This is a genomic window from Chitinophaga oryziterrae (genome assembly GCF_009758125.1).
Taxonomy (GTDB): Bacteria; Bacteroidota; Bacteroidia; order Chitinophagales; family Chitinophagaceae; genus Chitinophaga; species Chitinophaga oryziterrae.
The window spans coordinates 139,175-162,766 of sequence record NZ_WRXO01000004.1 but is presented as its reverse complement, the minus strand read 5'-3'; the positions used below and the strand labels follow the sequence as shown (position 1 = coordinate 162,766).

Annotated in this window: 22 protein-coding genes; 7 read left to right on the top strand and 15 right to left on the bottom strand. The window is 43.2% G+C overall.

Annotation, left to right across the window (positions count from 1 at the left end):
• Window positions 1-43 precede the first annotated feature (43 nt).
• Together GO495_RS15635 and GO495_RS15630 are read left to right on the top strand one after the other, a co-directional pair.
• Window positions 44-604 (top strand): RNA polymerase sigma factor, encoded by a 561-nt coding sequence (locus GO495_RS15635; protein WP_157300655.1) that lies wholly within the window; start codon window positions 44-46, stop codon window positions 602-604.
• A 6-nt stretch (window positions 605-610) separates the two neighbouring features.
• Window positions 611-1,720 carry a FecR family protein gene (locus GO495_RS15630; RefSeq protein WP_157300654.1) on the top strand — a complete coding sequence of 370 codons (1,110 nt, stop codon included), beginning with the start codon at window positions 611-613 and terminating at the stop codon, window positions 1,718-1,720.
• A gap of 358 nt (window positions 1,721-2,078) precedes the next feature.
• On the opposite strand, the gene rhaM is transcribed toward GO495_RS15630, so the two are convergent.
• Together rhaM and GO495_RS15620 are read right to left on the bottom strand one after the other, a co-directional pair.
• A complete protein-coding gene (gene rhaM / locus GO495_RS15625) occupies window positions 2,079-2,390 on the bottom strand; it encodes an L-rhamnose mutarotase (protein ID WP_157300653.1) in 312 nt (103 codons plus the stop codon).
• Complete coding sequence (locus tag GO495_RS15620) at window positions 2,387-2,962, bottom strand: LutC/YkgG family protein (RefSeq protein WP_157300652.1); 576 nt, start codon at window positions 2,960-2,962, stop codon at window positions 2,387-2,389. Before GO495_RS15620 ends, rhaM begins: the two co-directional genes overlap by 4 nt.
• 56 nt (window positions 2,963-3,018) lie before the next feature.
• Between GO495_RS15620 and GO495_RS15615 the strand changes: the two genes are divergently transcribed.
• Window positions 3,019-3,798 carry a CHAD domain-containing protein gene (locus GO495_RS15615; protein WP_157300651.1) on the top strand — a complete coding sequence of 260 codons (780 nt, stop codon included), beginning with the start codon at window positions 3,019-3,021 and terminating at the stop codon, window positions 3,796-3,798.
• 360 nt (window positions 3,799-4,158) lie between these two features.
• On the opposite strand, the gene GO495_RS15610 is transcribed toward GO495_RS15615, so the two are convergent.
• From GO495_RS15610 to GO495_RS15600, 3 genes are read right to left on the bottom strand one after another with little or no spacing between them, the layout of a single operon-like run.
• Window positions 4,159-5,319 (bottom strand): nucleotidyltransferase family protein, encoded by a 1,161-nt coding sequence (locus tag GO495_RS15610; protein ID WP_157300650.1) that lies wholly within the window; start codon window positions 5,317-5,319, stop codon window positions 4,159-4,161.
• 5 nt (window positions 5,320-5,324) lie between these two features.
• Window positions 5,325-7,082 (bottom strand): ABC transporter ATP-binding protein, encoded by a 1,758-nt coding sequence (locus GO495_RS15605; protein WP_157300649.1) that lies wholly within the window; start codon window positions 7,080-7,082, stop codon window positions 5,325-5,327.
• A 5-nt stretch (window positions 7,083-7,087) separates the two neighbouring features.
• Window positions 7,088-7,381, bottom strand: a complete 294-nt coding sequence (locus GO495_RS15600; protein ID WP_157300648.1) for a PqqD family protein — start codon at window positions 7,379-7,381, stop codon at window positions 7,088-7,090.
• Window positions 7,382-7,527: 146 nt separating this feature from the next.
• Between GO495_RS15600 and GO495_RS15595 the strand changes: the two genes are divergently transcribed.
• The 3 genes from GO495_RS15595 (at window position 7,528) to GO495_RS32405 (ending at window position 9,151) form a co-directional block, all read left to right on the top strand.
• Entirely contained in the window at window positions 7,528-8,463 is a 936-nt protein-coding gene (locus tag GO495_RS15595) for a serine kinase (RefSeq protein ID WP_157300647.1), read from the top strand.
• 1 nt (window position 8,464) lies between these two features.
• Window positions 8,465-8,896 (top strand): lasso peptide biosynthesis B2 protein, encoded by a 432-nt coding sequence (locus GO495_RS15590; protein WP_157300646.1) that lies wholly within the window; start codon window positions 8,465-8,467, stop codon window positions 8,894-8,896.
• Between the two features lie 123 nt (window positions 8,897-9,019).
• A complete protein-coding gene (locus GO495_RS32405; protein WP_276611823.1) occupies window positions 9,020-9,151 on the top strand; it encodes a hypothetical protein in 132 nt (43 codons plus the stop codon).
• Between the two features lie 81 nt (window positions 9,152-9,232).
• Here the strand turns inward: GO495_RS32405 and GO495_RS15585 are convergent, their stop codons facing one another.
• The 10 genes from GO495_RS15585 to rhaT form a co-directional block, all read right to left on the bottom strand.
• On the bottom strand, window positions 9,233-10,144 hold the full coding sequence (locus GO495_RS15585; protein WP_157300645.1) for a methionyl-tRNA formyltransferase: 912 nt from the start codon (window positions 10,142-10,144) through the stop codon (window positions 9,233-9,235).
• A 13-nt stretch (window positions 10,145-10,157) separates the two neighbouring features.
• A complete protein-coding gene (locus tag GO495_RS15580; protein ID WP_157300644.1) occupies window positions 10,158-10,739 on the bottom strand; it encodes a phage tail protein in 582 nt (193 codons plus the stop codon).
• Window positions 10,740-10,778: 39 nt separating this feature from the next.
• Complete coding sequence (locus GO495_RS15575; protein ID WP_157300643.1) at window positions 10,779-11,339, bottom strand: phage tail protein; 561 nt, start codon at window positions 11,337-11,339, stop codon at window positions 10,779-10,781.
• Between the two features lie 34 nt (window positions 11,340-11,373).
• Window positions 11,374-11,925 carry a phage tail protein gene (locus GO495_RS15570; RefSeq protein ID WP_157300642.1) on the bottom strand — a complete coding sequence of 184 codons (552 nt, stop codon included), beginning with the start codon at window positions 11,923-11,925 and terminating at the stop codon, window positions 11,374-11,376.
• Window positions 11,926-12,346: 421 nt separating this feature from the next.
• On the bottom strand, window positions 12,347-13,717 hold the full coding sequence (locus GO495_RS15565; RefSeq protein ID WP_157300641.1) for a lactate utilization protein B: 1,371 nt from the start codon (window positions 13,715-13,717) through the stop codon (window positions 12,347-12,349).
• Window positions 13,714-14,451 carry a (Fe-S)-binding protein gene (locus tag GO495_RS15560; protein WP_157300640.1) on the bottom strand — a complete coding sequence of 246 codons (738 nt, stop codon included), beginning with the start codon at window positions 14,449-14,451 and terminating at the stop codon, window positions 13,714-13,716. Before GO495_RS15560 ends, GO495_RS15565 begins: the two co-directional genes overlap by 4 nt.
• Window positions 14,452-15,768: an FGGY-family carbohydrate kinase gene (locus GO495_RS15555; protein ID WP_157300639.1), complete on the bottom strand. Its 1,317-nt coding sequence runs from the start codon at window positions 15,766-15,768 to the stop codon at window positions 14,452-14,454.
• Window positions 15,765-17,039 carry a sugar isomerase gene (locus GO495_RS15550; protein ID WP_157300638.1) on the bottom strand — a complete coding sequence of 425 codons (1,275 nt, stop codon included), beginning with the start codon at window positions 17,037-17,039 and terminating at the stop codon, window positions 15,765-15,767. Before GO495_RS15550 ends, GO495_RS15555 begins: the two co-directional genes overlap by 4 nt.
• A 78-nt stretch (window positions 17,040-17,117) precedes the next feature.
• Window positions 17,118-19,235, bottom strand: coding sequence for a bifunctional aldolase/short-chain dehydrogenase (locus GO495_RS15545; RefSeq protein WP_157300637.1), 2,118 nt, complete (start codon window positions 19,233-19,235; stop codon window positions 17,118-17,120).
• A 17-nt stretch (window positions 19,236-19,252) separates the two neighbouring features.
• Window positions 19,253-20,308 (bottom strand): L-rhamnose/proton symporter RhaT, encoded by a 1,056-nt coding sequence (rhaT, locus tag GO495_RS15540; RefSeq protein ID WP_157300636.1) that lies wholly within the window; start codon window positions 20,306-20,308, stop codon window positions 19,253-19,255.
• A gap of 1,070 nt (window positions 20,309-21,378) precedes the next feature.
• Here rhaT and GO495_RS15535 point away from each other — a divergent pair.
• Window positions 21,379-23,550, top strand: a complete 2,172-nt coding sequence (locus tag GO495_RS15535; RefSeq protein WP_157300635.1) for an RHS repeat domain-containing protein — start codon at window positions 21,379-21,381, stop codon at window positions 23,548-23,550.
• Window positions 23,551-23,592 lie beyond the last annotated feature (42 nt).

Sequence of the window (23,592 nt, the reverse complement as noted above, 5' to 3'; positions counted from 1 at the left end):
GTCATATTCTTAATGCCAATCAACTAATCACAATTACTGATATATGCATAAACACTTTATTGCCGCGTTAAAAAGAGGAGATGGAGAAGCACACACCGAAGCATTTAATTTACACAGAAAGAATGTATACAACTGGGCTTTTAAAATATTAAAAGATAAGGACGAAGCCAATGATGTTCTTCAGGAAGTATTTGAAGATTTCTGGAAAGACAGGGAAAGTATTAATATTACAAGCACTGTGAAAGGTTATCTGACCGGAATGGCAAGGTACAAAGCGTTAAATGTATGTAGATCGAAAAAGAAACAGGGCATCCAACCCCTGGAAGCCGGAGAAATACTTCCCGCTGAACAGTCTGCCAATAATGCCATGGAGAACAAGCAGGCCCTCGAATTTGTGCGCGTGGCTGTGAATAAAATACCGTCCGAAAAACATAAAGACGCATTTATACTTGTTCATATAGTTGGACTGAACTACAAAGAAGCTTCCAGAAGAATGGGGATATCAGTACCGGTTATCAGGGTATATGTTAGCAGGGCTATCCAGTTCTTAAGACCAATTTTGCAGAATTCTTTATTAATTCTGTTATGGTTTCAATTAAAATAGCGACTTATGTATAATTCAGATATGGAAGACAACGATTTTATATTAGCCCTCATTATTTCCGATATTTCCGATGACATTACGGAGGAAGAGCGTGTTTTATTGAAAAAAATATTAACAGAAAATAAAGATGCGCAGAATTTATATAATGAGACGTTTGATTTATTAATGAGTGATGAAGCTGTGAATGGAAGAGCTGAATTATCCAGATATGCTCCGGTATTTATTACAGCTAAACATCCGGTACGCAAGTTCTTTGATCGTTATTATATAGGACTCAGTGTTGCAGCTTTGGCACTTCTCATCCTGACTATCTCCATCATAAATCCGCATAGGGATAGTAGTCATATAAGTAAAGTGTCGATGCCATGCAGGGATAGTATCCAGATGGTATTAGATAATAGGAAGATTCTGGATATGGGCAACCATGATATGACAATAGTTGGTGCCGTTAATGGAAATTACGGTTCCACACTTACTTATCACCTGGACAAAAATGCTGGCAGGACCGCTGTCTTACATGTACCGGCCGGCAAGTCTTACCATCTTATTTTATCAGATGGGACATCCGTTTGGATTAATGCTGCTACCACAGTCACATTTCCTCTTACGTTTGGTGATATTCGTGAAATCAGCTTATCAGGAAACGCAGATATTGATGTAGCTAAAAATGCCCATAAACCTTTTTGGGTCCATTTACCCAATAGTGTAATACAGGTACTTGGTACCCGCTTTAGAGCAAGTAGTCATGATGGTATGGAAGGAGTATCGCTCATGAGCGGAAAAGTGAAGTATATAAAAGGAAAAGATACAATGATGCTGAAGCCAGGTGAAGAAGTATTTACACAACCCGATTTCAGTCTGAAAAAGGACCTCTTCATTATTGATGATATGGAGGAGGGAATTTACCAGTGCAAGAATGGTATTTCGATGGAAGAATTAGCTGGTCTTATCCGTAAATACTTCAGGATGGAAGTGAAAATAAGTAAACTGCGTCAAAACATAAGATTTTATGGCATAATAGAATATAACAAACCAGTTACTGTTCTTTTAGAAACATTGAAAAGTATTTACGGAGTGAAGTATAACACTACCAACAATACAATTCAGATAAATTGATTATTCCGGAGATTCTCAGATATAAAATCTTACTCACCCTCAGTAAGCGTTCATCTCACAGTTGTTGTTAAATTAACCATGAAAGACACACCGGTATTTTTCATTTGAATAAATGGTTGGTACGTTTGTTAGCTTTTATCTTCTATCCTTGAAAGACCCTATAAGTCTGCCCGTGAACATGCAAATGTTGCGGGCGGACTTTTCCCGGTTACCAAAAGAGCCGTCAGAACCTTCTGACGGCTCCTAGAAATCCATACCATATATTCATTATATTGTCTGCATGGGAAATGGGCTTTCATAACCATACGTCAAGGGAAGCCTATTATGCTTTGCTGCAAACAAAGGGAATTGGGTTTATTCATTCCATGTGAAAGACTTCAGTTAAGGGTACCGTTACAGGGGAATTATCCGGGTTCGTCTCCATAATATCCGCCATAAACGCCCACCAGCGCTGCACAACCGGCAACGTGCCCAGGTCCTGGGAAGACTGTGAGCCCGACTGTTGCTGTACGCCAAACAGGATATTTGTTTCCTCATCCAGGAAAATAGTATAGTCACTCACGCCATTGTCTTTCAACAACTGATGTAACTCCGGCCAGAGTGCATCATGACGTTTGCGGTATTCGTCTTTGCACCCGGGTTTCAGGTGCATTTTAAAAGCGATCTTCATGGTAACAGGAATATAGTGAGACTCTTAGCCCCGTGCGCTCCTAAAACCAGCGACTGCTCTATATCAGCCGTTTTAGAAGGCCCCGCTATAAACACGCCAAAGCCGGTCTTTGGTCCGCCGATATGATCGTACGCATCATGCATAGTGGGGACAATATTTGAAGCAGACAGTACGATCGCCAGGTGTTGCGCGATAAAAGGCAATACTCTCACCACCAGCTCCTTTTCCGTTACCCATACCGCCCCGTTTTCCGCAACGCCTAATTGTCCGGGTACAATCGCCAGGTCTACCTGTTCCAGTTGACGTCCATCCCCTGTCTGCCATTCGGTGGCCGCTCCGGGGTAAAAATCAGGGTTTACCGCCACTACAAGCCCCGGTGCATCCTTATAATGTGCTTTGATATCAGCATACTGAGCAATGTCGATCACCTCTCCACCCAGCGATTCCACTACTTTACGGAAAGCGGCAGGATCGCCCGGAATGGTATTCCTGAATCCTTCAATATCGGGTAATACTTCCTGTGGAGGCTGATTTCCTTTTATAGCTGCTAAAATTGTTTCCCGGCTGCTCATAATATAAAATATTCGTTGAAAGGCTGAAAATACTAACTTTATCTTAAAGTACAGGTATGCTGAAAAAGAAACGGCAGCTAAACTACCTCAATAAAAGATGGGCAAATATGCACCATCATCTGCTGGTCTTTTCCAATAACGGAGGTCAGGAAACCATACATAAATTACGTGTGGAAATAAAAAAGGTAAGGGCTTTTACACAATTCTCACACGCCTTAAGGGGGCAACAGCTTTCCTCAGCCGACCTGAAAAAGGTAAAACGGATATTCAAACATGCCGGAATGATCCGGGACGCATATACCAGCCTGCTGACAATGAAACGTTACCGGATCAATAATACAGTACTTAGATCTGAGGAAGCGGGTATAGTAAAAAATGAATCCGGCAAATTCCGCGCGCGCTCCGGAAATTACGACAAAAGGATCTCGAAAGCAGATAAGACTTTCCACAGAAAGGTCCATGCGGTAAAGAATAACGCTATTAAGCACTGGTTTGGCACACAACTCAGTTTTATTACCTCCGCACTTGAAGGGGCCTCTGCATACCATCTCCACCCTGCCCGGAAAAGAATAAAGGCATTGCTCTACATTCTTGCCATCTTACCTGAAAAAATGGCCACCAGCCTCGGGTTGAATACGACCTACCTCAACAAATTACAAGATGCCATTGGCAAATGGCATGATCATACGACCGCCACAGCCTTACTGATTGGTAAAACCCCCAAAGGGAAAAGTATGGTCGGCAAATTGCAGGAAGAAGAACACAAAACATTACGGGAAGTCCGGGAACTATCCGCTGACTTTTTATCTAAAGCCCTTGTTCCCCCCAAACCATGAATCCCGTAGACGCTTCGTAGTCGTTTTGTATACAAAATGTAGATCCCCGGAATTAGCAGGCAGTACAGACAGCCCGTATCTTTGCAGGGTGAAATCAGCAGCTATGTTTAAACTCTTTATAAGTAGACAACAGCAGATGCCACCAGGACTTCAGCGCAATATCAAGACCATCAACCCGCCTGCGATCTGTTATCAGATTGCCGGGATGACATCTATCATACATTATTAGAATGGGAGAACCGGCTGATCCCTTTGCAGAAGCATAGCGTTACACAATGTGCTTACTGTTAAATGAACCGGGGACAATTTAATAAAACTAATAACCCCAAAGCAAAGAGGCCGTACCAGATGATACGGCCTCTAATTATTTCCCTCAATCCCTGCAAATCTTATCAATAGCCTGGTAGTCAGCCTGAAAACCTTTGTAAAATAATAGAGAAAATAAAATGGAAGCCGCATACCGGAGATGTCATTGCCATTTGGTGCGATCAGAAAACGTAAAGCAAGCAATAAGGTTGTCAACTTTAGCCTCATATTATTACTGAACCTGAAGTCGAGATAAACATTCCTTAAAAAATCTGCTTTCTTCGTTTTCTGTTTACCTAATAATTCATTTAATAAGAACCTGCTTGTATAATTCAGACTTTGATCATTAGCTGCATCATACAAAGGAAAAGGTGTATTAAAAAGATGACCCGATAGAATGCGTCCTAAGAGATCGAACCGTTCAAGTTCGGGGCCAGGTTCTTCTGCATTAAAAAAAGTAAGATCAAGTAATGAGCGGAGTGTCGGATAATAATCACTTACACCATTATTAATAAGCAGTAATTTATAATAGTCTTTATAATCATATTCCCGCTCAGGAGACAAATAATCATCCCCTAATAACTGACTGAATAATACATTCGTATTCATACTGTATTTGCTCAGTCTGAAATGGAATTCAAAATTAAATGTACCTCCAAAAGCCCCTTTTTTATCAAAACAAACGTCTTTATGTTGCTGATAATACTGTTTAGGGAACCTATTATAAAAATCCTTATTCCCCATCTCATACCCTTCATTTTTCAGGATATCCACAACAGGTATAATGTCCTTTTCTGCAATAATAACATCTATATCAGCACACTCTCTCAGGCTGATATCCTTGTAAATAAAGGCAGCAAGATCAAACCCTTTATACGGATGCGTATGGATACCCTGTTGCCGCAGGATATTGGTGATCCTGTCACACTCCACCTTTCTGCTAAAGATCCTGGAAGAGAAGTTCATGCAAAAGGAACGGAACAATATGAATGTCTCTTCTTCCACCAGTTCCTTCACCGGAAATAATACATTGAACACAAGCGGTCTGATACGATGAACAGTACTCAGGTCATATACCTTCTTCCAGTTGATCCGGCTGTCAGCAATAAAGGACACTAATACTTCTTTATCTGCTGTTTTAAGAAAGACCCTGCAACACAGCACCAAAAACGCTATTTCCGTATTATACCTTTCCTTAATTATCTTAATCTCCACAACGATCAGAGTTTTTGTTTATCATACATATTCCGGAATAATCCGTTTGCCGCTATCAGGCTATCAAAGGACCCTTCCTCTGCGATCATCCCATCTTTCATAAAATAGATATGATTCGCTATCTTAAGATTATACAACCGGTGCGTGATCAACAGTACCATTTTATTACCCACAGAGGCCTTTATATGCTGAAACACTTCATATTCGGCAGTCGCATCCAGCGCGCTGGTGGGCTCGTCCAGTACCATCAGGCTTCCATTCCTGTAAAAAAGTCTTGCCAGTGCCAGCTTCTGCCACTGCCCTCCACTTAACTGCTCACTGCCCTGAAACAAAGTACCCATACGGCTGTTATAACCGGCAGACAATCCTGATATAAACGGATGCGCATCTGCCAGTATGGCCGCCTGCCGGATCCCGTTCATATTTCCCGGATCATGAAAGGCTTCGAAAGCGATATTCTCTCCTACCGTAAGAAAATATTTTTCAAAGTCCTGGAACAAAAACGTACTGTTATTCCTGAAATCAGGTAAAGTGATTTCCGAGATATTAACACCATCCACAGCAATGGACCCTGTCTGAAGATCATATAAGCGCGCCAGTAATTTTACAAGAGTAGATTTACCTGAACCGTTCTCCCCTACCAGCGCAATAATATTTCCCGGTGCGCAATTGAATGATATATCATGTAATACCCGTTTCTCTGTCAGCGGATAATGAAATGAAACATTATTGATGGACAAACCTTTATTCTCCCGGGGAAAAACAGTACTGGCAGCCGGCATTTCCGGAAGAGGCAGGTCCAGGAACAGGAAGAGATCTCTCAGGAAAATCCTTTGCTGAAATAACTGAACCAACGCCTGCAGAAAATTCCTTGAAGTAGCCTGAAGACGCTGAAACCCCTGCAGATATATGACAAACACCCCCACTGTTATCAATTTCCCCCATACATTCCTGGCCAGGTAAACCAGGATAAATGTAATAATTGCCACTTCCAGGAATTCTGCTATCACACTGTAAAGTGTATTCTTTTTATACAGATCCTCTTTTTCCTGGTGAATGAATGTCCTGAAAGAACTGAATCTGGCCAGAAAATCCCTGCCGAAACCAAAAATCCTTACCTCCTTTGCATGGGCCACACTTGTTAATATATGATACAGGTAATGTGCTTCTCTTTCTTTAGGCGCCAGGTTTCTTTCAAGACGCATCAATGAAAAACCAGCGTACCATTTAATGACAGCAAGTGGTAGTGATAATATAATTAATAAAAGAGCAAACAGCGGCTTGAGCGAAAACAGGAAACCAAACAGGAAACACAAAGAGAGACTGTTTAATAACATAGCGTTAAACCCGCTTAATATAGCAGGTGTTTTATAGATCACCTGCTGCTGGGCAAGATGTAACGTATCATGATAAACGGGATTCTCATAATAATCATAAGATACATTCACTGCCTTATTTAATACCTGCTGAGAAAGATAATCTGTTAAATGCTGCTGATGCATCGTATTAATATAAACGGCATACTGGCCGGCAACTGCCTGCAACAACTGAATACCGCCCCAGACCGCCAAAGGAGTGATGGCAGCGGCAAAATTAATATTGGGCGGCATCATCGCATCAATCAGCAGCCTGAGACATAACAGGGAAGCCACCGGTGATATGGCCAGCACAACCTGCAGCATAAAATTGATATAGAAAGCAGTCTTATCAGCACGCCACAACAGCGAAATGGAACGAAACAGGTCCTTCAGGATTACAATCATTTTGATCAAACTAATGACAACATATCCTGCTCCAGCATCTGCTGAAGATATACAAGCGTTTCCTTTTCACATTGTCCGGAACTAATATCATACTTAGTAGTAAGAGAAGAAACTATTTCCTTTACAGGAAGTGCATGCTCCAGCATATTCCAGATGTTGGTCCCAACGCTGTTCATACCAATATAGATACCTTTATTGATATCCATCATCACTACTTCATCTCCAATAAGACTGATAAGAAATTTTTGTTCATTCCGTAAAACAAATGTGTCAGGAGTCAGGTTACATTCTTTCTTCATAATAGAATTTATAAGCAAGTCTTCGGGGATTAATACTACAGGTTACTGATACGAAAATAGGTATTATTATAAAACAATTACCAGCGATCCAAAAATTCATATAACCATTCCATTAATGAACAATATGCACTGAACATTGTTACTATGTGAGTGAAAGACTAATACTAAGCTTATTCATGTATAATTACCAGGGCTTTGGACTCCATATCCTTTCAGAGATCGAGTTCCCCGAATTGCTTCCTGCAATAGCTGATATTGCTGACATAACGGTTAAGATCGGTGATGTGCCCGTTAACATAAATGGAAAAAGATTACAAGGCAACGATATTTCTTACATTATCAATGAAGAGGAACTCCTCTTTTCCGTAAAAGACATCGCTACCTATTACGCTGCTTATGGCAGGGAAATTATTATCGCTCCGGAAACGGGTAACCTGGAAATGCGTAGCATAAGATTGTTTGTGCTGGCTACTGCTATAGCTGCCATCCTCCTGCAACGGGGATTGTTACCTCTACACGCATCTGCTATTTTAGATGAAGATGAACTGGTGTTGATATGCGGACGCTCCGGTGCAGGTAAATCCACCACACTGGCAGGACTGTGTAAGCAGGGATATACCATATTCAGTGATGATATTACTGTTTTACAGCAATGTACGGATACTAACGTGATAACCGGTACGGCTTCTTACCCTATGATCAAACTATGGGAAGATTCTTTGCTCACATTAGATCAACCCTTCTTCCAGGACAGGTCCTTCCCTGTGAGGCCCGGTATGGATAAATATGGCATCTTCTTTCATGATGATTTTAACAGTAATGAATATCCTGTAAAAAAAATACTGTTGCTGGATATTGGAGAAGATAATGAAGTACGAAGTAAAAAATTAACAGGAACGCAAGCCTTTGAAGCGATATCCAATCAGATCTACAGACCGGTATTACTGCATAGTCAGTCATTGCGGACATTAAGTTTCCAGGTCATCAGTAAACTATTACAGCGTGCGGACATTTACTATATCAGCAGGCCAATGCATTGCAAACCAGAAAAATTATTATCAGTAATATCTTCTTTAGTTTAATATGCGAAAAAAGATATCTATCAGTAACCTGCTGCTTTTTACTGAAGCATGGTCACTGCTGGCAGTGGCAAGACTGGTCCTGATTTTCATTCCTTTCAGGAAGATCACGCCGGTGCTGGGAAAGAATATTACAACACAATTGCCATTACCGTCAATAAAAAGCACGCAGCCGCTGCAACAAAACATCCGGACTGCCATCAGCAGAGCCAGCAGATGGTCTCCATGGAGAACAGCCTGCTTTGAACAGGCGCTGGCAGCAAAGATTATGTTGAAAAATAGAAAGACGGTCTCTATTGTATATTTCGGCGTTCATAAAAAGAGGGAAAAAGCAAACGCAATACTGGCACATGCATGGCTGGAAAGTGGCGGTATTACTGTTACAGGCGGAAAAAGTTCATACCGGTTTTCAGTAATAGCCGTTTTTAAAAGCTGAATACAATCTCTTGTGTTAATGAGGAAAAACTGAACAAAAAATAGCAGATACTTGTTACGATTATATAATTTTCCCTGACGAATAAAAAACACGCAATTCAACCGTTCATCCAAAAAGTATATTATGAAAAATGAATCCACAGAATCACAACCTAAGCAACCCTGGGTAACCCCGGCCTTCACTGTATTGTCTGTTAACGATGAAACATTAGGTCTTGGTGGCGGAGGCCCCGACTTTGGTTCAGAGTTAAGCTGATTGATTTTCCGATGTATCGGGAACCAGCCTGTATCATAAGTACGATACAGGCTTGTTTTGTTTGGATACAAACCCGTTCATTTATCCGAATATCTTTCCTTTTAAAAATCCCCATGCTGCTGCATGATAGGAAGGCACGAAAAAATCACCTGAATACAGCATATTTACATTGATCATTTTCCCATCAGCGCAGGCTACCAGCAGGCGTTCATCATCCTGTAGTATAGTACCGGCTGCTTCAGTAGCAGGTGTATGCACCACTACAGCATCCATAAATTTTACTTCCTGTTTATTAAAGAACGTTTGTGCCCCTTTATTCCAGGGGTTACACGCCCGGGCAAGATTACAGATCTCCTCTGCGCTCATCATCTGCCAGTTGATCGTCACATCTGCCAGTTGCGGACGTTTATGATATGCAGGCGTCCTTTCTTTTTCGCGTATACCGGGCAATGGCAGATGGGACTGCATTACCCGCAGGATAAACTGCACCCCTTCTATACACAATCTGCTGAATAGCTGATGCACATAACTATAATTATAATAAGGCATGTTGGGTGTTTCCTTTCTCCAGACAACTTCACCATCGTCGAATTTTGCAGACAGGCGATGAATCGAAACTTCCAGGGATGGCCGCCCCTGTTTCAGTTGCCAGAATACAGGTACAGGTCCTCTGAAAGAAGGCAATGCCCCATAATGGATATTGAATGCCGGAATGTTCAGCATCCCGATCTTTTTAACATCAAGCAGGTATTTATATCCCAGTACGAATATTACCGGTGGACGTTCTTTCACCAGCCAGTTATATACATCCGTTTTTGGGTCCTTTTCGATCGTACAAGGGACCCTGGCAACCTGCAGCAATTTTGTTACTTTCTCACAGATATAATTGTCCGGAGAAGGAGAAAAGAAAATACACACCTGCAAACCCTGGTTTGCAAGTGTGTAAGCCAATGGGATGCATTCATCCGAATTGGAAATAATACCAATGTGCATGTATAGCTATGGATTATGATGGTTGAGGGAATATTCCGTTCACTGCTATAATATAATTGAAACTGATATATGGCATCAGGTTGTCGTGTGGCTGACTCCCTCCTGTCGGCTGACAGGTACCGTTTGCCAATGCGCCGTTTGTAGTGGTAGTTCCCCCGTCAGGCAGAGGAAGTGTCGTATACAGTGTTACATCCGGATAAGGAGGCGTTAAAGTGCTGTTATTGCCATTCGTTTTTGCCAGCAAGGCATTGGAAGGGCTACCGGTAGTAGCGGCAATATTTGCTGCCTGAAAAACATGCGTATGTGAAGGTAAAGTAGTGCTGTTAAGCGCTACCTGAGCCGCTCCGCCCTTGGAGGCCAGGGCATAGGTACCTGTACCTCCGGCGGTGGAAATAGTACCGGTGCCAACGGGCACCTTTAAGCGGAGGTCCGGTAGTCCGAAAGTAGTAGTGCCGTTACCTCCGTAAACAGTTCCCAACACCGCAAATAAAATCTGGTTATCTGATACATTTAACAATGAGCCATCACATAAGGCCCAGCCCACAGGAGCAAAATTGCCTGCAAAAACCCTGATTTCTCCAACATATGGATCCATAACGTATAGATTTGTGATTAATCAATTGTAGTTGTTTATTTAGGGCCTCGGTGGATACAGCCCCTGGATAGCAATGCAATAGTTCATCGCCAGGTAAGGACCCCGGTTCTCATGACCTGCAGAAGCGCCTGTATTCCCGATACAGGGTCCCATGGGGACCAGCGGATCTGTAGCAACGGGCACCGCATAGAGGTTTGCATTTGCTGCATTCTTTGACGTTTGTGTTGCCACAGTTGGTGTATTGGGATTGCCAAGGTAATGGGTATTAGCCCCACCTGCATCGTATGTATTATCCGCGGTCAGCGAATGAACATGAGGCGGGATCTGACTCGTAGTAAGCACAACCGTCTCTGTTCCACCAGCCTGGCCCATAGTATAAACAGTAGTGGTTTTGGGAACAGTTGTATAACCAAGGATAGCACGGCCATTCAGGTTAGGAAGATTAAAGACTGTTTTAGCATCTCCTCCATAGTAAGATCCTATTAGCGAGTTCAGTGCAGCATATTGATTTATCTGAAGTTGTTGCCCATTACAGGGTAACCAGTCTGCCGGGATACGGTTGTACGGAAAAAGACGGATCTCTCCAACATAGTAATCCATATAATTATTTTATTAAGATAAGGTGAATAATAAATCAGGGGCGTTCAGGATACACACCATCATAACAGATACAAAAATTCATGGCCAGGAAAGGCGCCATGTTGGAATGTGCCAGTCCCCCGCCAGCAGGCAGAATGGCTGCAGCATTCATTGTAACGGGGCTCCCTGCCGCTGCTGCATATGCAATAATTCCCTTATTAGCCGTTACACTGAATGCATTGGTCAGATAAACCGCATTGCCTGGCTGCGATGTTCCTATTGCAGATTGTGTTGCCTTATTCCTGGTTACAATATTAACCGCATGATTGTGTGAAGGCAACTGCGACGGCCCCAGCGTAATGGTTTCAGTTCCCCCTGAGGCCCATGTTGTATGATTCGGTACCCCCGCCTGTGCACCAGTGAGGATAGTGCCTGAAAGATTAGGGACATTAAAACTAGAAGTCCCGTTCCCACCGAAGTGTGTTCCTATAATGGAATATAGTGCAGTATATTGTTGAATCGAATACTGCGTACCGTTACACCACAACCAGCCTTGCGGCGGATAATTAAAAGCAAAGGGGCGGATCTCCCCGATAATTCCATCCATAATAGATCAGATTTTAGTTGTTAGGAAATACTTCATTCATATGTTCGATCGCCTTTCACATATGGATCATATGCAGCAATACATTCTACGACCCGGATACAGGTATCGGGAAATAAAAACGGATAATTACATCCTGGTAAGTAACTACAGAATTTTAAGGGGTACAGTCATACAGCTACTTTTACAGGATATAGCTTTGACTACCGTATGTGATGTTAATAATAAAAAGATTTGTGCTTTGGTGTTAATGGTGTTATTTGGTGATTAAAAACTATAATAACTGGAATTTTACGCTGGATTTAGAATAAACGCTGCTATAAAGCAGCAGCATTTATCTAAATTAGGATGTCAGCATGAGAAATAAAAATTCCTGATGAAATAATTTACTTTTTATTATGTAGAAAAATCTTTATTGCAGATATTACTTTTTGTTTTTCTTATACCACTCCGCAAACGATAACTTCGGAGCTTCCGGCATCTCCCGCTGTTTAGCCCAGGGGTTTAATTTAATATTCAATATCCCCGGGAATGTCCTCATCATTAATCTGCCCGCACTACCGGCAAATTTAAATACGCCCGGTTTGGACAAAACAAAATTCATCGCCTGCATTCCCGCCTTCTTTGACGTATCGCTATATCCTTCCTGTGTGATCACCTGCCGCCACTTATATAACTGTTGATGAATATCAATTTTCACCGGACAAACATTCGAACAGGACCCGCACAACGTAGAGGCAAAAGGCAAATCCTTATACTCCTTCATATCCAGGTTAGGCGCTAATATGGCCCCTATAGGTCCTGCAATCGCATTGTGATAACTGTGTCCGCCACTGCGCCTGTAAACCGGACAGGTATTCATACATGCGCCACAACGAATACACTTCAGGGAATTCCGGAAGTCCTCTCTGCCCAACTGCCGGCTACGGCCATTATCCACCAATACGATATGCAACTGCTGGCCTTCCTTCGGTTGACGGAAATGACTGCTATACGTTGTAATAGGCTGACCGGTGGCACTGCGTGCCAGCAACCTCAGGAACACCCCTAAATGACGGCGCTTCGGAATGATCTTCTCCACTCCCATGCAGGCAATATGTACATCTGCCAGATGAGCGCCCATATCTGCATTCCCCTCATTCGTACAAACCACCATCTCTCCTGTCTCCGCTACCGCGAAGTTCACTCCGGTAATCGCCACACGCGACTGTATAAACTCTTTACGCAAGTGCAAACGCGCTGCTGCTGTCAGAAACTTAGGATCTGCATTGCCTTCAGGCGTACCCAAATGCTCATGGAACAACTCCCCTATCTCTTCCTTCTTTTTATGAATACAAGGCAGTACAATATGACTTGGTGCTTCCTTTGCCAGCTGTACAATACGTTCCCCTAAATCAGTATCGATGACTTCAATGCCATTCTCCGCCAGATAAGGATTCAAATGACACTCTTCCGTGAGCATAGACTTGCTCTTCACCATGCGCTGCACACCATGTTCCTTCAGCAGTCCCAGCACAATACGGTTATGTTCCGCCGCGTCCGCAGCCCAGTGCACTACGGCCCCGTTCTGCTGTGCGTTACGTTCAAATTCAAGCAGGTAATCGTGCAGGTTGCCCAGCACATTATGTTTGATCCGCGAGGCCGCTTCCCGTAAGTTCTCCCATTCAGGAATACTCCAGGCCATCTTATCCCTCTTCTGCCGTACCCACCACAAGGTTTCATCGTGCCAGTCGACCCTGGCCTCATCGGCATTAAATTTCTCCGCCAGCTCCGCGTGTTCTTTATGTTCTATCATAAACTATTATTCAGGATCTCCGCAATATGCAACACCTTAACTGGGCTCTGCTGACGACGCAAAATCCCTTCCAGGTGCATCAGACAGCTCACATCATTTCCGGTAATATATTCTGCTCCGTTATTCACATGATCTGTGATACGGTCTTTCCCCATCTTTACGGACACCGCTTCTTCAAACACACAGAAAGTACCGCCAAAACCACAGCATTCGTCCGTACGTTTCAGGTTCACGAGTTCCAGACCTTCCACCATCTGCAATAACTGCTGAGGCTTGGAGAATGGCGCTGCCACCAACTCGCTCATCTGGGCAAGCCCCAGACCACGTTGCCCGTGACAACTCTGATGTACCCCCACCTTATGCGGGAATTTCGCCGGCAGGCTCGTTACATGCAACACATCCGTTAAAAACTCCGCCAGCTCATAAATATGCTGACGCACATGCGTAGCCGCTTCTTCCTGACCATGCACATGCAGATGCTCCTTGATATGCAGTACACAACTGCCCGAGGGGCCCACTATATAATCGTAATCCTGGAAATGATCAACGAACAGCTCATTACAACCTGTTGTCAAATGCTCAAAGCCGGAGTTGGCCATGGGCTGCCCGCAGCAGGTCTGCCCCTGCGGGTATACTACCTCACAACCCAGTTTCTCCAGCAGGGATAATGTGGCAATGCCCACCTGCGGGTAAAACTGATCTATGTAGCATGGTATGAAGAGTCCTACTTTCATCTATATCGTCTTATTATGCGTATACAACCTCATCTCTACCAGGTCTCCGGGTAATGGCTGCGGGTTCCAGTGCTGGTGAATGGCCAGTGCCGCCCCTATGGCCGTTGCCTGTGCAACCGAAGCTGCATACACTTCCATACGTGGGAATGCTGCTGCCAGCAGATGCATATACACCGGGTTCCTGCCAAAACCGCCGTCTACAAAAATACGCTTCACCGGCGTACCGGTAGTCACTAATTCTGTAGAATGCTTTTGCTGTTCCATGATATCCATCATCAGGCGGTGATAGGCGATTTCATAACTGGCAAAGTCATTTAAAGACCTGTCTGCAAACCGGGAAATATCTACCGGATGCAACAGAGCAAATATAGCTGGGTCAAAGGCAACCTGCTGGTAGTAATTTACCGGTGTCTGATAATATTCTGCCAGCCTGCGTACCTGCTGCTCATGCTCGTTACCGGCAAAGATCCTCGCGGCCTTCACCGGGTTCCCTTCATAAGTGAGATAACAGAGGCAATCCTGTTCCAGTTCCGCAACTGTCAATGGCTGTTTATTGAAGGGATTCAGGGTAATACACCATGTTCCGGTAGAGATCAGCACAAAAGGTTCTGAGAAACTGGTGAGATAAGGGATCAGGGCAGATGAACTGTCATGCAGTCCGGCCCCTACCTGATAATCACCTGTTTCCATCGTTTCATTACAGGGAAAAAATGGGGGGAGTTTATCTGTCAGCCCTTCTTTTTTCACCCAATGATGATAATCCTGTGCTGTAAAATCCCATAACATGGTATGACAACCTACACTGGTGATATCAGCCAAAGGACGACCAGTTACCAGGTAACTGATGTATTGGGGAAGATGTAAAGCATATTGGACCTTCGCGTATAAGGAAGGTTGCAAATACTTCAGACGATATAATTGTAGTCCGGCATTCAGACTGCCTAATGCCGGTGATGCGGTTTCCCAGCTAAGAGAGCCGTAGCTATCCTGAAACTGTTGTTGCAAAGTTTCAGGATAGGGCTTCAGGTAGTTATATAAAGGCGCGGCCACCTGCCCCTGATAATCCAGGTATACCAGGCTGGCGCCATAGGTACTGAAATTGAGTGCTTTTACGGTAAATCCAGGTAACTGTGTTAATTCTTTTAAGCTCTCCTTTACCCAACGGGTCAGCAAAGCCACATCTTCACAGGCATCTCCATCTTCATCTGTTGTTTCCGGAAAACTCTCACCCCGTTCCCATACGATCCTGTAATGCTCATCTATCAGGAATAATTTCTTATTCGTCTTACCTATATCCAATATCGCTATACAGTTCATAGTCCCGTAGCTACCGTTTTCAATCCTCTTTCTTTAATCAATCCTTCTCTTACTTTTAATTTCCTGTAGAAATACACCGGCTCCAGTACACCACCGGAAAGTAAACGTGCCTGTGCAATCAGCGGACGTACATCTGTACGGTATGCATGCTGTAAGATCTCCTGTGCAGCAACTGCATCATTATCCTGCTGGGCAGCCTGCAATGCTTTCGTATCTACCAGCAATGCCTGCGCATAAGCGATCATAATAGCTTCTACGGATTGCAATAAATCTTCCAGAGGATCTTTTACATTATGAGAAGCATCTATCATCCAGCCTAAATCAGTCGCATGATTCATACTACGTGCATCCATCCCTTCTATCAATTCATTAAAAATGAGGAATAGCTGATAAGGGTTGATACTGCCTACTGTTAAATCATCATCTCCATATTTGGAATCATTAAAATGGAAACCGGCCAGTTTACCTTCCATCAATAATAACGATACGATCTGTTCGATATTAGCATTAGGAAGATGATGGCCAAGATCTACCAATGTCTGTGCTTTAGGGCCGAGTTTATTCGCAAATAATAAGGATTGTCCCCAATCTCCGATAGTCGTGGAATAGAAATTAGGTTCATACGCTTTATACTCGATCCATAATTTCCAGTCCGATGGTAAAGCAGCATAAATCTCCTGTAAACTATCCAGCGTATGTTTGAAAGCACCTCTGAAATTCAGTTGACCAGGGAAGCAGGAACCGTCTGCCAGCCACAGGCTTAAAGCATTAGAGCCTAACTCCACACCATAACGGATCACTTCAATATTGTGTTCTATTGCCTGTTTTCGTACCGCCTTATCCGTATGGTGGAGAGAACCGAACTTATAGCTATGCGCCTGGCCCGGCTGATCCTGGAAAGTATTGGAGTTGACCGCATCAAAACGTATATCGTGTTGCGCAGCTAATGCTTTAATAGCAGCCGCGTTTTCAGGAATATCCCAGGGGATATGGAGAGAGATAGAACCACTGCTTCTGTTTAAAGCATGCAGTAACCCTACGTCCGTGATCTTCTCTTCGATATTACGGGGTTCACCACCACCGGAAAAACGTCCGAAACGGGTACCACCGGTACCTAAAGCCCAACTGGGAATAGCTACCTGGAAGTCCTGCAGTTTCTGCAATATCTCCGGCAGACCGTTAATATTTTCAGCGATGTGATGGAAGTTCCTTTCGTGAGACTGCTGAAGACTCTGATTGAATTCAGCTATCTGAAATTTCTCTATATTCATAACGGAAACTTTGTGGGTTCAATGAAAAATACAAAATTAAAGCGGGACTGACCCCGATCAGATCAGTCCCTTAAAAATTTATCTTACAAAAGCGGCTGCCACACCACCATCTACATTCACTACGTTCCCTGTAGATTTACCCAGCAGTCCGCCGGTAACAGCAAAACATGCATTCGCAATATCTTCCGGTAATATCACCTGGTTCAGCAATGTACGTTTCGCATAAAACGCAGGTAGTTCAGACACATCAATACCATATGCTTTCGCACGGCCAGCGGCCCAATCTCCTTCCCATATCTTACTATCCGCAATCACCGCATCAGGATTCACCACGTTCACACGGATACCATAAGCGCCCAGCTCGGCCGCATTGAGGCGGCTCAGGTGCAGCTGTGCTGCTTTCGCAGAACCATAACCAGCGTTATTAGGTCCGCTCACCAGCGCATTCTTACTTACGATGTTCAGCACATCACCACCCATATCCTGCTTACGCATGATATTCACACCAGCCTGTGTTACCAGGAACTGACCTTTCACCAGTACATCGTATAACAGGTCCCAATCCTTTTCTGTATGCGCTTCCAGCGGTTTGGAAATAGACAGTCCCGCACAATTCACTACCATATCAACCCCGCCAAAAGCCAGCGCAGCCACATTAAATGCTTCATGGATATCCGCACTGCGCGTTACATCCAGGATAGCAGTAGCAAAAGTATCCGTAGAATATTGTTTACCGAATTCCGCTTTTGCAGCTTCTAAACGACCCGCATCATTATCATTGATAATGACACAGGCGCCTTCATCTGCAAACTTTTTGGCAATAGCTTTACCAATACCACCTGCACTACCGGTAACCAGGGCAATACGACCTGATAAGGCTTTAGGCTTAGGCATACGCTGTAATTTCGCTTCTTCCAGCAGCCAGTATTCGATGTCAAAAGCTTCCTGTCTTGGTAAAGCCGTGTATTCAGAGATCGCCTCTGCTCCTTTCATCACATTAATCGCATTGGTATAGAACTCCGCCGCTACTCTTGCGGTCTGTTTATCTTTTGAGAAAGTAAACATACCTATACCAGGATATAAGATAACCACCGGATTAGGATCGCGTAAAGCCGGACTATTCGGATGACGGCAGGTATTATAATAATCCGTGTACATCTGCCGGTAAGCAGCGAACAACGGGGCTAATGTTGCCTTTAATGCCTCCGCATCTTCCAGGGAAGCGCCAGGCTCCAGCGGTAATACCAGCGGACTGATTTTAGTCCTTAAAAAGTGATCAGGGCAACTCGTACCCAATGGCGCCAATCTATCCAGGTCTTTGGAATTGATAAACTCCAGTACACGGGCATCATCGGTAAAATGTCCTACCATACGGGTATGACCGGAACATAATCCACGTAACACCGGCGCTAACAAAGCCGCCTGTTTCTTACGTACTTCAGCCGCAGGGGAAGTAATGCGTAACCCACCAAAAGCAGGGCCTTTCTTACCATAATTTTCTTCCAGGTAAGCAGCACAACGTTCTATTACTTCCAGGGTGTTGATATAACTTTCGTAAGCCGTATCTCCCCAGGTGAACAGACCATGAGAGCCGAGCATGATACCTCTGATACCAGGGTTATCATTCAGGCACTGGCGCAGTTGTAATCCCAGGTCAAAACCAGGGCGTTGCCAGGGCACCCATCCGATGGTACCGCCAAAGAGTTCTTTCGTGATGCGTTCTCCATCTTTAGCAGCAGCAATGGCTATCGCAGCATCAGGATGAAGGTGATCAATATGTTTGAATGGCAGGAAGCCATGCAGGGGCGTATCAATAGAAGGAGCTTTAGAGCTGAGGTCAAAAATGCAATGGTTAAAGAGTTCTACCATTTCATCCTCATGTTCAATACCCTTGTAAATATTTTCCAGGCTGTGGAGACGTTCTACGTACAGTGCCGCCAGTCCGCTGCGTTTCAGCGTACCCAGGTCGCCACCGGAGCCTTTCACCCACATTACTTCTGTTTGTTTCCCTGTAAGCGGGTCTGTAGACTCCACTTTGCAGGAAGTATTACCGCCACCGTAGTTAGTAAGCCGGAGATCAGCCCCCAGCAGGTTAGAACGGTAAATCAGCAGGGCTACCTCATCGCCAGCCAGTGCTGCAGCTTTCTGCTCATCCCAGAGATAGCTTACGTGCTTGAAATTAATTGTTGCAGACATATATCAGGTTTAATATTTTAGTTTAATGAATTCCCGTATCCTACCAGCAGTACGGAGATCATGATGGTGATCACTCCTGCGAGGATAGTGCTGAACGTCTTTTTACTCACCCCTCTCCATTCGTGCAGGGTAATACCCCACAGGCTTGATATCAGGATGATGAATGCCATATGCAGTATCCAGGAGCTGGCGCCATTGCCTAGTTTACTTTCTCCCATACCATAGAAGAAGAACTGGAAAAACCAGGTGGTACCGGCCAGTGCGGCAAAGAGGAAATTATTTGCCAGCGGTGTTTTCTTATTTGTATAATCGCCGAATGTTTTGTTACGGGCATTCAGTAAAAGACACCAGAAGAGATTCGTTGTCAGGCCTCCCCATAGCAATACTACAAAGATCACATTATTCTGGAACAAGGGGTTGGCGCCATGTTCTATCGCCACGGCCGCCATAGGTTTCCCCGCTTCTATCCCAAAGTTGAAACAGGCGCTGAGGATACCGGATATGGTCGCTACGATCAGTCCTTTCTTCAGGTTGAACTCTTTAATACTTTCTTTCTTCTGGTCATCGGACAGTTCTCTTTCTTTCAATACGCCGGCGGCGCCGCAGATAGCGATCCCGATTAAACATACTACTACTCCGGTCAGTACCATCTGGCCGCTGGTGCTATGCAGCATGGCAGAAAAAGTATGTGGATTGTCTGAAACGAATAAGTCGCGGTAAATAGGTGGGATCAGTGATCCAAAGGCAGAAGTATAGCCCAGTGCCACGGACATCCCCAGGGACATACCCAGGTAACGCATAGCCAGACCGAATGTAAGTCCGCCGATGCCCCATAAAACGCCCATGAAGTAAGTCCAGAATAAAGTAGTGCTGTCTGTATCACGGATGATGCCCATAAAGTCCGGTACGGTGATGAGAGCGGCGAGGAAAGGCACTATCAGCCACGAAAACAAGCCGCCTACTATCCAGTAACTCTCCCATGCCCAATTCTTAACCTTTTTAAACGGGATATAAAAACTACCGGAAGCAAATCCTCCGATGAAATGAAAAATAACACCTAAAATAGCTTGCATAATTGTGGAATTGGTTCATTTGACTGTGGAATATCATACCTCAAAGAGCGGGTATCCTTCAAAAATAATTAAAGGGAAGGGAGGAACTGTCCTATACCTACCTATTTATTAATTGCACTACGTAAAAAGACTGCGCACATGCCACTCATCTTTGTATTGTTACCGGCCCTGTAGCTTAAAGGGATAAAGCCTGCGGAAAAATTACTGGCCGTGGAGTGTGTGGAACATATCGTTGTTGGTTTTCCCGGCAATGATCAGAATTTACAGTGCACCGAAATCCGGAAGATGAAATTAGGGAAGCGTATTTACAGCCATACTGCCTGGAAACAGGAATGCGGGTTCGAATCCCGTTGGGGTCACAAAAAATAGAAAAGCTTCAAGTTCAAGGACTTGGAGCTTTTTTTTATTTTCATACATTTGTATACAAGTTTCATTATCAGGGGGTAACTAGGTTCGAGTTGTGTTGGGGGGATTCTTTCCGGATGTTCATTCCAATAAGTGTTCTTTAGTCCATTAGCTACTTCAAACAGGCAAAGCAAACTAATGCGGCAAGCGCGTTATTAAGTTAACCAGAATTTTGTTTATCCTGATGAACGTAACTCATTGTGTATCGTCATATGTAACCTCTTCGCTTGGATAACAAAGCGCCCCTGCCTTAGATATAAAACGAGACTGTAACGGCCACCGTTGCTATTCTAATAAAAAGGTTGTTTCCATGTGTTTGTTCAGGTCCTCCATTAACGGCAGTAATGCATCATTGTTTTCCCCGTTATCGTAAGCAATGGCCAAAAGATCACGGAGGTGCATCATGCATAGCATAATGCCAAACTTTACTTTATGCTTTCTATTATCTATGGGTATTCCTTGACTCTGTCCTGTCCAGTGGCTAACGTGATCATATTTGGAATAGTATGAATACAGATTATGTACCTCGTCTTTGCGAGCTATATCTGCATCTTTGAGGCCGGAATAAATCCCTCTTAACGTGAACTTGTAGGCGTCATTTCGTCTGACCTTACCATTTGTCTCGTTATAGTTTATTACACCTACAAACGTTAACGCGTAATCGTTTGCCAGTTTTTTACGAGTTTCTTCATCCAGAAGAACAATATCAGTTACCACCCCGTAAGAATTTCGGGATAGATACCTGGGGATATTATAATGGTAAAAACACAAATCAACACCTGCTTGCATTGAATGAGTTTGGTCGTCAATATTCTTTTGTGGATGTCAATGGTATGAGTTCTGTATCCAATGTACAAAATCCGGCAGACCGCACAGTAAATGAGGACTATATGAAAGCAGGTATGTTAAAGCGGATATATTATCCTACCGGAGGTTATTCTGATTTTGAATTTGAGGCGAACCGCATTTCTACTTCAAAGACAATTGAAAAACCTGGTACTACCATTTTTGTTGCCGCCAAGAAAGATGATCCTGCTGGCGATACCACGCGTGTATCTGTCTTTATCTCTCCCGTAACCGTGAGCACTACAGCTACCATACCGGCAACACTGACACTTAATCTACCGCTATGGAGTGATATAAAAAAACCAGAGATCATTTTCCAGAATCTCACAAAAGGCACCTTCGAACGTTACAGAACTTATCCAGGAGATGCTACATTCAGAACTGTGAATATTGCACTTTATGAGGGTGATCAATATAAGATATCCAGTAGTATTTACCCTAATCCCAATGACCCTAATGATGATACGGATGAGGATGTGTTAGCAACTGTGAAATGGCCAAGCGGACAAACACAGGTGATTAATGTAGTGCAGAAGGGACCTGGACTGAGAATAAAAAGTATCAAAAGTTATGAGATAACGGGGAATCTTGCGAAGCAGGAGGATTACAGGTATGGTACTAATGAATCAGGATTTGGAAAGATTAGCTTTTTCGATTATTTATTTACTGCAAATACCTATGTACAAAATTATGTTTATTGCATCCCGGATGCTAATTCTCCTCAGTTAATATCATATCCATATGCAGTAAACAAGCTTGAGATATTAAGTAAACCGATATTTAATTATTCTGATTTCGGAGGAAGTTCTATTTTCTATCCTGAGGTATCAAAGTATCAAATAAGTACAGGCGGAGATAATGGGAAAACTGTATATAATTATGATTACGAGCTGGATGACAAAGTGGAATCTACTTATCCTGAACCACAATTGTTAGTAAGTGCGGACTGGAAAAGCGGAAATCTTTTATCAGAAAAAGCCTATAAAAGAAAAACAGATAATACCTATCAGTTGATATCTGAAACGATTAATGAATATGGGCTTTTCATGATAGATACCGTATTTGGTTTAAAGGTAAGGCAAAACACTATTTATTATGGAGGTGGTACCTGTATGCCTTCACGAACAGCTACTCATACAAGAGCAACACTAGATAAAGATTTTAAATTTTTCGAGTATCCTGTTTTCTCGGGGGTAAAAAAGGTTATCAACTCTACATCAAAAATTTACTCAGAAGATAACAGTGCATTGACAAATAAAACCACTTATACTTATAATAATTACTCCCATCTCTTACCTAATATCACTACATATATAAACAGTAAAGGAGAGATTGTAAAGAAAGCAGACAGATATCCTCATGATAAAGCTTTAATAGCTGGGATTACCCCTGCGGAATCTGCTGCTATAGATTCAATGATAGCCAGGAATATGGTAGAAACAATGATAGAGCGTGAAGAAACAATAAATGATACGCCCGTTAATAAATCGCACATGGAATTTGGTATGTGGGGCGCTTTTGTAGCATTAAAGAAATATAAGTTACAAAAAGGGAACAACAGTATGTTTGACAAGTTTGAAATATTCAATTACGATACACATGGTAATATACTGGAACAGTCTAACGGCAACAATGCACATGAAGTCTATTTGTGGGGTTATAACAGTTCGTATCCTGTTGCCAGAGTACAAAACAGCACTTATAGTATGGTTTCTGGTATCGTGAATAGTAGTATTATTCAACAACCATTGACAACAGATGCTCTTCAGAATGAGTTATCCAAATTATATAATGTTCAATTATTGCCTAATTGTCTTGTTAATACATTTTCCTATGAGCCATTACTGGGGCTGACAACTATGAAGGATGCAGGAGGTAAGACCATGTATTATGAATATGATAGTTTTGGAAGGCTAAAGACTGTAAGGGATCCAGATGGTAAGGTGGTGAAATTTTATGACTATCAATATCAGCAGGCACTTAATAAGTAAGGAATGTATTCTTTTTTATCACCAGTTTAATCAGTATTCCTA